Raw genomic sequence first — 12174 nt, forward strand, 5'->3', positions numbered from 1 at the left:
CACAACCGCCAACGACGTCACAGCGCCCTGGGGATGCGCACCCCGGTCGAATACGAGATGCTCTACGCAAACACCCAGCTGGCATGACGGCCAACCAAGCCAACTCCACAGAACCCGAGGCACATCACCGGCTCCACCGGAACCACCACGATCGCCTCCCTCAAGGTCGGCAACACGGTGGTCATCGCGGAACCCACAAATGTCCAGCCCAACACCACGGTCAACGTCGGCGTCGTCAAGCTCATCCTCAACGAGCAGACCCCATTCACCACCCCCGACAAGGGCCTGACCGTCAACGCCGTCCACATCACCGTCGACGCCCTCGGCCTGGCCAAGACCAACGTCGTCCTGGCCTCCTCCGAAAGCGATATCGGCAACTGTCCATAACCCAACCCACCTGAACCAGTCATCCCCAAGGCCGGGCGGAACACCGTAGCTCCGCCCGGCCTCGGCCGGGTTCAGACGCCAGTCAGGCCGGACCTTCGTCGCTGCGTTCCGGAGCGGGAATTTCCCGTAGAGAGCGTAGGGGTGAGGCGTAGGCGACTGCGGTGCCCAGGAGCATCACGCCGCTGCTGATGACGAGGGTGGCTCGGAGAGAGAGCAACGACCCGAGGAGCCCACCGAGGAGCGCGCCGAGGGGTTGCATCCCGGAAACGAGGAAACGCCATGTGGCGTTGGCGCGTGAGAGCAGGGCGGGGGCGATCAGAGTCTGCCGGAGGGTTTGCTGGTTGACCCCGTAGAGCGAGGGACCGGCCCCTCGCAGCAACTGCGCCACGGCCAGGATGACGAGCGTGAGTGCCACAAGGCTGCCCGCAGCTGCGAGCACCAGGCCGGCGATGGCCGCGATGAGCATTCCGGTGACAAAACACGGGCCTGGGCCGATGCGCCGGGTGACGGGGGCCACCACCAGGGCGCCGAGGATGCCCGCCACGCCGCTGATCGCGATATACACGCCGATCAGGGCCGGAGTCAGCCTGAGGTCTCGAACCAGGTAGAGCACGAAGACGATGTTTTGGATCTGACCGGCGAGGGCGCCGATGGTAGCCGCGAGGGTCACAGCGCGCATGGTCGGATGAGCGAAGACCACGCGCACTCCCTCGACGATGTCGGCGCCGAGGTGACGTTGCCGCCGCTCCGCGTGGACGACCCCCGATCCAGGGGCGCGAATACGCGCCTTGCACAGGCCGGCGAGCAAGAACGAGACCGCGTCGACAGCGATGGCAGCCGGCGCGGACAGGAGCGAAACCACTACACCACCCACAGCTGAGCCTGTCGTATTGACGGTCGCGTTGCTCAGCATGAGCGCGCTGTTGGCCGGTAGGAGCTGCTGACGTGGGACCAGGGCGGGGGTGAACGACTGAGCGGTCACGGCCTCCAGAAGGCCGCAGACGCCCGCGAGAACCGTCACAGCGTACAGATGCCAGATCTGCAGCAGGCCGAGTACGGCCAGGACCGGAACCGATCCCAGCAGCAGTGTCCGCGCCAGGTCCGTCAGGACAAGGACTCGCCGGTAGGGCATGCGGTCCACCCATACGCCCGCGGGCAACCCCAGAACGAGGTGCGGAAGCAACGCCGCCGCACCCAAAAACCCCATCTGGGCGGGCGAGGCGTCCAGGTAGACGACCGCTGTCAACGGCAGTGCCACCACGGTGACGCTTGATCCCAGCAGTGATATCGAGTTGCCGACAAAGAGCCGACGGAAGTCGGGATACCGCCGAAGAACCGACCATGGCCTCCGGGACGGGGGGCGGTCATCATCAGCCTTTGCCGGTGGTGCTGCGGCTCCTCCTTCATCAACGCTCATAGCCGGACGCTACCGAGATCTTCTGGACAGATGCCATCGTGTTCGATGGATCAGGTCAGGGCGGACTTTGCGGCCCCCGGGGCCGCTGCCGGGGTTCGGGTGTGGGGTCGAGGAGAACTTTCGCTGCGTACGCGAACCGAACGGCTGTGCTCGGGCTTACGCCGAAGACCTCGCCGACGTGAAGGGGGGCGGGGCCGCGCTTGAGTCCCGGCCGGCCGAGCTGGAGAAGTCAGCTCAGCGTGGCCGCCTTGCGCAGCAGCACTGAGCGTTCGCGCTGGTTGGCGCACAGCCGGGCCGCCAACTCCAGCTCGGCGCGCGCTTCCGCTCGCCGTCCGAGCCGGGCCAGCAGCTCCCCGCGTACGGTCGGGATCAGATGCGAGCCGGGGAGCCGGTCCGAGGCGATCAGCTCGTCCACGATGGCCAGGGCCTGCGCCGGGCCCGAGGCCATGGCCACGGCGACGGCCCGGTTGAGCTCGACCACCGGCGAGGGCGCGACCCGGCCGAGTGCCTCGTAGAGCACCACGATCCGGTCCCAGTCGGTCGCCTCGACCGAGGGCGCGGCCGCGTGGGTGGCGGCGATCGCGGCCTGCAGGCCGTAGGGGCCGAGGCCGCGAGTCGATGCCTTGGCCAGCGCGGCCAGCCCACGGCGGATCGCCGAGAAGTCCCACCGCCGCCGGTCCTGCTCCTCCAGCAGGATCGGTGAACCGTCCGGGCCGGTCCGGGCGGGGAAACGCGCGGCCGTCAGCTCGCACAACGCCAGCAGGCCGTGCACCTCCGGCTCGTCCGGCTGCAGCGCGGCCAGCGTGCGGGCCAGCCGGATCGCCTCGTACGCGACGTCGGGGCGCAGCAGCCGGTCGCCCGACGTGGCCGTGGACCCCTCGGTGAAGATCACGTAGAGGACGCTGAGCACGGCGGCCAGCCGCTCCCGGCGCTCGGCGGCCGGCGGCAGCTCGAACGGCACCCCGGCCGCCGCGATCGTCTTCTTGCCCCGGGTGATGCGGGCCTGCACGGTCGGCACGGGTACGAGGAACGCGCGGGCGATCTCCTCGCTGGACAGGCCGCCGACCACGCGCAGGGTCAGCGCCACCCGGGACTCGGGGGAGAGCACCGGGTGGCAGCTGACGAACATCAGCGCCAGCACGTCGTCATCGATCTTGTCGGGATCGGTTTGTTCGTCAGCCGCCGAGTCGACCGCCAAGTCGGCCGCCAGCAGCGCGTATCGGTCCTGGAGGGCGGTCCGGCGGCGGATCGCGTCGATCGCCCGCCGTCGGGCCGTGGCCATCAGCCAGCCGGCCGGATTGGCCGGAGGGGCGAGCGGCCACGACACCAGCGCCTCGGCCACCGCCTCCTGGGCCGCGTCCTCGGCCAGCCCGAAATCGCCGGTGAACCGGGTCAGCGCGGCGACGATCCGCGCCGACTCGATCCGCCAGACGGCCTCGACATCGGCCGTACCCATCAGATCTGGCCGCTGCTCTCGCGCCCGGCCCATTCCTTGTTGATCACTGTCCGACCTGCGGGACCTCGTCGCTGCCGGGCACCCGCCGGACCTCGATCTTGGACCCGGGGGCCGCCGGGACCCGCTTGGCCCACTCGACCGCCTCCTGTTTCGAGGCGACGTCGAGCAGGAAGAAGCCCCCGAACAGTTCCTTGGTCTCGCCGTACGGCCCGTCCGTGACCACCGGGGCCTCGCCGCTGAAGTCGACCACGACGCCCTGGCCCGGATCGTCCAGCCCTTCCGCCGCGAGGAGAACGCCGGCCTTGACCATCTCCTCGATGAACTGGCGGGTCGTGGCCATCATCTCGTCGATGTCGGCCATCATGGCCGCGTTCGACTCGTCGGTGCCCCGCATGATCAGCAGGTACTTCGGCATCGCGTTCTCCTCGTCCGGCGGGGCCGCCTCTCGGCCCTCGCACCCACACGTCGAACGAGCGGCCCGCGGATCGACACGGTCCCGGAGAAATTTCTCGCCGCGACGCGGCCGATCCCTCCGACCCGCGTTTCGCCCGTCGGAGCGGGCCCCTGAGCCGATGACTGACGCGGACGCCCTGCTGATCGGAAAGCTTATCGCCGCATCTTCGTCGAGAGCGGCGAGATCTCGCCGGCGCCCGGACTCGGCGACATCTGGCGCCGGAACCCACGGACAAAACCACGATCGTCGCCGCCACTGGCCAGGGTTCCCTTCGCGACCGCCAGCTCAGCGGTCGCGTCCAGGAGCACCGTTTTCCCCACACCCGGATCGCCCGTGAGCAGGATGGCGGCTCCGTCCGTCCCGGCCGTGTCAAGGAGCGTCGCGAGCTCGGCGAGCTCGCGGTCTCGGCCGACCAGTCCGGTCAGGCCGGAGCCCACGCCTGCCCGCTGGCGTCGCCGTCGGTGGTCCAGGCCAGGCCGCCGGAGGTGCGCCAGTCCTTCGGCAGCACCGAGTCCCGTCGTCCCGGCTCGACCGTGCCGCTGCCGGGGGGCCGTGCTGGCGGCGGCCGTGCTTCCGGAGGACGGGGGAGGAGGCGGCCGCAGCAAGGTGGGAGGGCGGGAGATGCGCTTTCAAGCACGCGGACATGCCGGCTCGTGGTCGGTGACCAACGAGCCGGCATGGTGCGGTGGGAACGCCCGACGGGTGGTGGGCGGTCGGGCGGCCGGGTGCTCCTCAGCGGGAGGTTCTGCGGGACAGGTCGATCAGTGGGCGGCGATGACGGCCTTGGCGTCCGACACCCACCGGTCGAAGATCGCGCGGCCCGTCTTGAGCTTCGCCTGGTTCTGGTCGAGCAGTTCCCGCTGGTAGGCGCTCTCCAGGGCCTTGTAGGTGCCGACCAGGTTGGTCTCCTGCTCACAGGCCGCGTCCGCCGCGGCCACACTCTTCTCGTCGTCGCCGGCCAGGGTCATGGCCGTCCGCTCGCCCCAGCGGGGATCGTTCCGTGCCGAAAGCGGGGTGCGGTAGCTGAAGCCACGCTTGGCCATGCAGGAGCTCCAGTCGGCGAAGACGGCCTGCATGCGGCTGTCGTGCATGGTCGAGGCGATCGCTCGTGCCGCGAGCCTGCGGGGGTCGGCGGGCAGGTCCGGCGTGCTGCCCTTCAGCTTCGCGTCTCCCGCCGCCTCGCAGCCGCCCGCGGGCACCGCCCGGCCGGACGCGGTCCGGGCTTCGGCGCCCAGATAAGCACGTACGGCGTCGGAACCGGCAGGAGTGGTGGAGCCGCCGGAGGCCTGCGCCGCGTTCTGACCTGGGTGCGCTCCGCCCGATTTGTCGGTGAAGGTGGCCGGGTATCCCGACCGGGCCGCGTCCGCCGGCGACAGGTAGTCCAGGACGTCCCTGTCCTTGACGTCCGTGTCGTCGGCGGGGGCGCTGAGCGTGGCTGACGTCCATGTGGTGAACCCCAGGGCATGCATGCAGTCGCCGGCGTTCAACTCGCGTGCCTTCTGGAGCAGCGCGATGTCGGCGCGTGAGGTCATGACCGCGTCCAGGGGCATGGCGACGGGCGTGCCGTCAGTGACGGCGGGGATCATCCCGAGGGAGGGCTCGGGCAGTGGCGGCACCTCCGGTGGCATGTCGTGAGGCGTCGTGAGGGGCTCGGGTACATCGGAACTCGCGGCCTGCGACGGCGAGGCGCCACCGGTCCCCGGCCCGCCCGGGGCGGCGACGGCCGCGGTGGCTCCGCCAGCCACGACGAGCGCAGCGGCGCCGAGCGCCGCGATCAGCGCGGCCCGCTTCCTCCGCCGGAAACCGCTTTCCTGGGTCATCGGCTGCATTGTGTCGGCCCCTCCTACTTCCAAAAGCATTCAGATAGCGGATACGAAGCGGGCACGAGGGTACGGTTGCAGGCACCGCTGCTCTCGTTGTACAGACGCACGTCGTACGGGCTGCCGCTCGCGCCGCCTTCCTCGTAGCCGCCGTTCACGGTGAGGACGTCGTTGTAAGCGTTTCCGCTGCATCCGGCCTTGTTGATGAGCATCCACCCGTGATCACTGTCGACGTGAATCTCCCTCCATTCCTGGGTGCTCCAGCTGCCGTCTTCCCACTGCGTCACGCCGTCACCGCAGCTGTTGTACGCGGTCAGCAGCAACCAGCTGTTGTTGTTGTATTCGAGGTAATACCCGTCGCTGAGTTTCACGTCGTACCAGTACTGATTGTCGCCACCATTCCATTTGTACTGGCCGACCCGGGCGCCATCGTCGAGGGAGGACCGATACACCTCCAGGTATTTCCCGGTCCAGTAGTTTTTCCAAGTGATTTTCCCGTCGGCGTGCGCCGCGAGCGCCGGAATCCCGCTCAAGGCCAGCGCTGCGCCGGCCGAGACGATCGCCGCCTTCCGCGCCCAGCGCGCGGCCGCCGCGGCGAGCGCCGGTGGTCTGATCCGGAGCATGGTTCCTCCTTTGTCGGTTTGTCAGGGAGAGGGGAGGGCCGGCCGGTGCCGGCCTCGTGGCCCCGAACGTCCGGCGCGATCAGGCGCGACCGGCCGTCCGTGATCCGGTTCTAGGGGAGATCCGTTGTCCGGTGTCGGGGGATGGATGCCTGACAACAGGTTCCGGACAATGCTGCTCTGATCGAGTCAATCGGGGAGACGGGATGCCACGGTCCGAGCGGCCTTTGGAGGACGACGGCGGTGAGTTGACGAGTTTCGCCGTTGATCCGCGATTAGTACGCGTCAAAGGGGGCAGCCCGCCGTATCGGGAACTGGCCGCTCGCGCCCATTACTCCTCGACCACGCCGGCCGATGCGGCGTCGGGCGGGAAACTGCTCAGCCTGCCCGTCACGCTCGCCTATGTACGGGCCTTCGGTGCATTTTCCGGTGCCATGTGCTCCCAAGTGCCTCCGGCCGGCTGCATTACGTTACGGCTGACCGTGGTGGAAGACGTCGTGTAGCCAGTAATCGAAGTACCTGCATACAGTGTCGCCGTCGCGAGAATTCAAGACCAGCCATTAAATCCTGAGCGGGCCCGCGGTCGCCTGGGACGGTGCGTCGCCGACGGCCCCCCGCCTCCCCGTGTGCGACTCTCACAGAGGAGCACCGGCGGGGGCGGGCAGGCCGTCGGCGGTCGTCACCCGGCTACTCGCATAGGTGCACGCTGCCCGGATCGATGCCGGCCGATTCCGGCGCCGACAGGTTCCAGGGGTTTCCCTCCTGCCCGGATCCGTTGCAGGAACCATAGGCGCTGGACCACAGGCCGCCGCTTCTCGGCGCCCGGCTGAACATTCCGAAGTCCCCCCTGACGACCGGTGCGGCGCTGCCGGTCGGCTGCCCGGTCAGGTCGATCGCCTGGCCGTTGTGATACAGGTACTGGTCCGGCATGTAACTCGAGCGCAGCACCGGGTTGCTGCCGTTCTGCCGGACCTGTCCGTCGGCGCAGACCCTGAAGTCGAGCTGCTGCCAGATGGGCGGCGCGTTGTTGAAAAGCGACCCGGCCAGCTCCGTCACCCCCGAGGGCGCGAAGAAGGCATAGGTGATCTCGGCCGCCACCTGCTGGACCTCCTGGGGGACGCGGGTGTCGCCGGACACCCGGGAGAGCCATCTGCTCACCGCCTGGCTGGGATTCGACGCCCCCAGCATGGGCCTATAGCCGATCTCACCGCCCGAGACGGACTTGGCCGCCACACACGTTCCGTTGTCGACGAGCGTGGCCGGCCGGCCGGTGGGCAGGAAGGCACGTCCGGGCAGGATGCCGTCCCCGTTCGGCGTCACGGTCTTGACCCTGCCATCGTGTTCGTTGAGGTCGGCGGTGCTGTAGGTCAGGTCGGGCGGGTCGATGCCGTAGTCGTCCTGGATGGCCTGGAAGGTGTTCATCACGAACTTGGGGAGCACGGTGTCCCCGGTGCGGTCGTCGTAGTCGACATACTGGCTGCCGTCCACGATGGTGCCGTCGTCGGCCTTGACGAAGGAGACGGTCGCCTTCTCCTTGATCTTGTAACTGGTGTCGCGTGAGTCGAACCAGGACGGCATGCTCGAGCTGGTGGGCCGGTCGGTATAGGGATTGGCGAAATGGATCCAGTCGGTGATCGCCTTGCCGGGCGGGTGGTTGACCGGATCGGTCCCCGCCTCGACGACCTGCTGCTTCCATTCCTGCATGGCGGCCTTCACCGCCGGCATCACGCAGGTGCCGGCCGGTCCCGAGCCGCAGGCCGGCAGGGTCAGAACGTCGCCGGACAACTTCGATCCCCAGTCGTACAAGGACTGGCGGCTGTTCAGCGGCGAGCTGATGATCCATGTGGTGCTGCTCGCGTCGATGTTCTGGTTCTCGTCGAACAACGCGACCGCGTCCACCGTGTGCTCGGCGAAGGTGCCCTTGATGGGCCGGACGGCGATGGCGTCGAAGACGATGCTCTCGTCTCCTTCCGCCCCGTCGACTGCCGTGCTCAGCGTCACCTTGGGAACGCCGTCGAACATGAACGCCCCGAGTGACTTCCATTGGTTGCTGTCGACCTGCTGGGAGATCGTCCGCTTCCGCACGCCGTTGCCGGTCTCGATCTCGTAGGTCGCCTTCTTGGTGTAGCCGTAGTGGTCCGGCAGGTGGACCAGGACCTGGGCGGGCTGGCTGAGGGCTTTGCCCAGCGTCCAGGTGCCCTCGATCTGCATCGACCACCGACCGGGGTCACGGGTGTGCCCGAAGTAGTAGTGGCCCGCGTAGCCGCCGCCGAGCTGGTGCAGGTCGATCTTGGAGGGGTAGTGGCCCTGTCCGTCGTCGTTGAACGTGAAGGTGAAGTGCCCGTCGTCGGCACCGGTGGTCCCGCACCGAGGTGTGGGGGTCCCGCCGGGGATGTTGTCGATGACCAGAGAGCCTGGGGGCAGACCGGTCGCGCTGCAGGCGGGCGGGTAGGCCGTTCCGTTGTCCTGGTAGGCGTAGCCGGGATCGAAACGAAGTATCTCGTTGCCGCAACTGTAGGAACAGTCGCTCTTCCAGGTGGCCGGCTGGTGGAACCAGCAGCGCAGGTCGCTCTGGCTGCACGGCCCGGCCGGCTCGTTGAGGTCGTTGGAGAACTTCTGCCCCGGGTAACAGGCGTTGGAGCTGTTGCAGAACAGTTCGCGCGGCGGTTTGACGTCGCGTCTGTGCTGCGGGGCAGTGGTGTCGGTGCCGTTCCACCAGGCGGGGCGGAAACCGACGACGTAGGTGCCGGGCGAGTCCAGGGCTTCGATGGGGTGCCCGGCCCAGCCCAGCACCTTCTCCGGGTACGGCCAGTACTGCGGGGTCTTGGCGTCGGCGTATCCGGTTTCCAGAAAGGGGGCGCGGTCCGCCGGATATCGAGGATTGATGGGGTTGTTGGCCCAGCCGACGCCCCAGAAGCCGTCACCCTTGTCCGGGTAGAAGCCGCTGTTGTAGGCCCACAGCGCGAAGAACCAGTTCTCGATCTTGGCCGGGTCGCCGTTGTTTATCTTCATTCCGGCGCTCATGGTCTGGTTCCACTTCTGCTCCAGGATCTGGACGCCGGCCGCGATGTTCGTGGCGAAGTCCAGCGCGACCGCCCGCTGCTGGTCGTACGGCATCGTCTGCTGGCCCTTGCCGGGCAGGCGCATCCCGTCGGTCACCTGGGTGATGCCGTAGCCGCAGTCCGCCTTGTCCCAGTGCACGTCCCAGTCGTCGTCGGGGTCGGAATTGTAGATCGACAGCCCGTAGTAGTTCCCGATGAGAGGGTTTCCTGTCTCACCGGGAACGACCAGGCGGGTCGCCTGCCACAGGTTGGACTCCTGCGCGGCCACCCCGAGCATCACCTGCGCCGGGATGTAGCCCCCTCCGACGAGGCCGGGCCGGGGGAACAGCCCTTGGGGGTAGTACTCGGGCATCCCCAGGTTGTTCCAGTTCTGTGGCCGCTTGAAGTTCGCGAGGGCGCCCCGGACGGCCTGGTCCACCGCCCATTCCACCTGCCTCGGCTTGGGTTGCAGGGCCTGGTTGCGGGGGTCGTTGCGAGGGACCGAGCACGTCCGCTCGTCCTCGATCGGATCGCTGGAGGAGCCACTGACCGCGGCTTGCGCGGACGGCCGGGCCGGAGGCGTCAGCGCGGGGCTGGACAAGCGGCCCGCATCGGGTTGGCTCGCCGAGGTATGAGCGGCGGTGTCCACCGTGAAGTCGACGGTCTTGCCCGTCGCGGTCACCCGCATGGCCATGGCGACCGGTCTCGGATCCGCGGGCGCGGAGACCGCCGCCCGCGGATCGGCGGTGCCGGCCCAGTCGACGGACACGAGAGCGGCGTGTCCCTCCGTCGAGGCCTGCGCCCCCGCTGAGGCGTCCAGCCGCGTGACGGAAGCGGGAAGCCGCGCCGTGGTGGTGACGTCGCCGGTCAGGAACACCCGCCCCGCGGAGCCGGCCGCGACGCCGACCGACCCCAGCTTCCCTTTGGCCAGGTCCACGACTTCCGCCGGAGTCACGGCGCGAGGCCGGGACGGCACGGCCGCGCGCCGGATCACCGCGGCGTCCTTGTCGTGGTCCAGGAAGACCACGCCCCCGTCGGCGTCCACGTGCAGCCGGAGAGGCACGTCATCGGTGCGGAGCAGGGGAACGCGCTCCCCCTTGTCGTTCACCATGACGAGGCGCCTGCCGTCGGCGGCCACCACCCCGTCACGCACCGGGACCGCGGAGGTCACCTCGCCCTTCACCTCCAGGGGTGCGCCCACCGAACCCTTGCCGGCGTCGAGTCGCAGGAGCCGGGTCCTGCCCCGGGTCTTCGCCTCCTGCTCCACCCCCTCCTGGGTGAGCACGGCCGACTCCCCGCTCCCGCAACCGGGGTTGAAGTAGGCCAGGGACGATTGCACCGGCAGCTTCCGCACCTCACCGGTGACCAGGTCGACCACGGCCGTGAAGCCGCCCCGAGCCGACAGTTCCTCCTTGTTGGTGAAGGTTCTGGGCGCGTAGACGACGACGATCCGCCGCCCCGCTCCCGTCAGGCAGGCGTTGCCGATCCACTGGTCCGCGTCGAAACCCGGCTCGGACAGCGTGGCGACGGTGCGCCAGGCATATCCGCTCTGCTCATCGGCGACCAGGACGTGCAAGCCGTCGCCGTCCCCGGATGTCGTCCAGATGAGATCGCCCGATGTCTGCCACCCCTTGCCCAGCAGAGCGTCCCGCTGACGCGGGTCCACCGCCGCCGCGCCGCCGCCGGGGTGCCGCGGCGCGGCGATATCGACGTCCGGTCCGGGCGGTTCCGCCGCGAAGGCGGTGGCCATGGGAGCCGACAGAAGCGAACATATGAGAGTCGTGACGGAAAGTAAGGCCAAGCGCCGATGCGCTGTCATCCATGACCTCTTCGGTTCGAGAGAAACGGCACTTTCATGCAGGCGGACACGCCGGCCCGCCAGGACCGGCGGATCGGCGTGCAGAAGGTGAGAGTGCGGAAGGTGACGGTCACGCCGCCGATCAGTTGGCGGCGACGATGGCCCTGGCGTTCGAGACCCAGGTGTCGAAAATCGACAGGGCGTTCGTCAGCTGCGTCCTGTTCTCGTCGAGCAGCCGCTTCTGGTAGGCGGTCTCCAGGGCCTTGTACATCCCGACGAGGTTGCCCTCCTGCTGACAGGCGGCGTCGGCGGCCGCGGTGGCCTTCTCCTCGGCGCCGGCCGGGCTGTCGGATGTGCGCTCGGCCCACCGGGGGTCGAGGTGGGCGCTCAGCGGGTCGTCGTAGCGGTAGCCGCGCTTGGCCATACACGCGCTCCAGGTCGCGAAGGCCTGCTGCATGCGGTCGTCGCGCAGGGCCGAGAACTGCGCCTCCACGAGGAGGAGCCGGGGGTCGACGGGCAACTCGGCCGCGGTGCCCTTCAACTGCCTGTCGCCCTCGGCCTCGCAGCCGCCGTCCGGAACCGCGGCGCCGCTCGCGGTCGTGGCCTCCGTGCCCGTGTACGCGCGCACCGCGTCCTCGCTGACCGCGGTCTGCGAAGACGCGCCGAGGGCCGGGAACTTGTCAGAGAGCGCAGGAGGGTACCCCGACTCCGTGGCGTCGGCGGACGGGAGATAGTCGAACAGGTCGCTGTCCTTGTCGGCGCTGGGGCCGGGAATCGCGCCGGTGGTCCAGGTGGTGAAGCCGAGCGACCGCATGCAGTCGCGCGCCTTCAGCTCACCGGCGGTCTCGAGGAGGTCGACGTCGCTGAGCGAGGTCATCACCGAGTCCAGGGGCATGGCGATCGGAGCCGTGCTGGTGACCTTCGGAATCGTGCCGAGTGGGGGCGGGGACTCCGACGTCGACGGCTCGGGGTCGGGCGAGGGAGGCGTCTCCGTGAACTGCATCGTGGGGCTGGGGCTGGGGCTGGGGCTGGGTGGTGGATTGCCCGCGGCGGGCCCGCCGCCGTCGGCCATCGCGCTCGCCGCGGCGAGGCCGCTTATCGCGAAAAGGGCCGCGCCCACCGTGGCGGCCGCGAGCAGTCTTCGCCGTCGGCGGCTGTGGTCGTCGTTCATGTTTTCCTCT

At 69.1% G+C, this 12174-nt stretch carries 9 protein-coding genes and 1 pseudogene; 2 read left to right on the forward strand and 8 right to left on the reverse strand.

The genetic code is table 11. From position 1 onward, the window contains the following. Nucleotides 1-123: 123 nt before the first annotated feature. Nucleotides 124-387, forward strand: coding sequence for a choice-of-anchor P family protein (locus QSK36_RS42205; RefSeq protein ID WP_285786346.1), 264 nt, complete (start codon nucleotides 124-126; stop codon nucleotides 385-387). Nucleotides 388-469: 82 nt separating this feature from the next. On the opposite strand, the gene QSK36_RS42210 is transcribed toward QSK36_RS42205, so the two are convergent. From QSK36_RS42210 to QSK36_RS42235, 6 genes and pseudogenes are all read right to left on the reverse strand, one after another. Then, entirely contained in the window at nucleotides 470-1804 is a 1335-nt protein-coding gene (locus QSK36_RS42210) for an MFS transporter (RefSeq protein WP_285786324.1), read from the reverse strand. 229 nt (nucleotides 1805-2033) lie between these two features. After that, on the reverse strand, nucleotides 2034-3260 hold the full coding sequence (locus tag QSK36_RS42215) for an RNA polymerase sigma factor (RefSeq protein ID WP_285786325.1): 1227 nt from the start codon (nucleotides 3258-3260) through the stop codon (nucleotides 2034-2036). Continuing rightward, nucleotides 3260-3675: pseudogene (locus QSK36_RS42220) on the reverse strand (YciI family protein). Before QSK36_RS42220 ends, QSK36_RS42215 begins: the two are co-directional and overlap by 1 nt. 191 nt (nucleotides 3676-3866) lie before the next feature. Then, nucleotides 3867-4151, reverse strand: coding sequence for an ATP-binding protein (locus QSK36_RS42225; protein WP_285786327.1), 285 nt, complete (start codon nucleotides 4149-4151; stop codon nucleotides 3867-3869). Nucleotides 4152-4475: 324 nt separating this feature from the next. Further along, complete coding sequence (locus tag QSK36_RS42230; protein ID WP_285786328.1) at nucleotides 4476-5534, reverse strand: hypothetical protein; 1059 nt, start codon at nucleotides 5532-5534, stop codon at nucleotides 4476-4478. Between the two features lie 23 nt (nucleotides 5535-5557). Next, entirely contained in the window at nucleotides 5558-6157 is a 600-nt protein-coding gene (locus QSK36_RS42235; protein ID WP_183533317.1) for an RICIN domain-containing protein, read from the reverse strand. A gap of 203 nt (nucleotides 6158-6360) precedes the next feature. Here QSK36_RS42235 and QSK36_RS42240 point away from each other — a divergent pair, with 203 nt between their 5' ends. After that, nucleotides 6361-6657: a hypothetical protein gene (locus tag QSK36_RS42240; protein WP_285786329.1), complete on the forward strand. Its 297-nt coding sequence runs from the start codon at nucleotides 6361-6363 to the stop codon at nucleotides 6655-6657. Nucleotides 6658-6841: 184 nt separating this feature from the next. On the opposite strand, the gene QSK36_RS42245 is transcribed toward QSK36_RS42240, so the two are convergent. Next, nucleotides 6842-10945 (reverse strand): golvesin C-terminal-like domain-containing protein, encoded by a 4104-nt coding sequence (locus tag QSK36_RS42245; RefSeq protein WP_285786330.1) that lies wholly within the window; start codon nucleotides 10943-10945, stop codon nucleotides 6842-6844. Nucleotides 10946-11135: 190 nt separating this feature from the next. Then, nucleotides 11136-12164, reverse strand: coding sequence for a hypothetical protein (locus QSK36_RS42250; protein ID WP_285786331.1), 1029 nt, complete (start codon nucleotides 12162-12164; stop codon nucleotides 11136-11138). Nucleotides 12165-12174 lie beyond the last annotated feature (10 nt).

This window comes from Microbispora sp. NBRC 16548 (assembly GCF_030268985.1).
In the GTDB taxonomy this organism is placed as follows: domain Bacteria; phylum Actinomycetota; class Actinomycetes; order Streptosporangiales; family Streptosporangiaceae; genus Microbispora; species Microbispora catharanthi.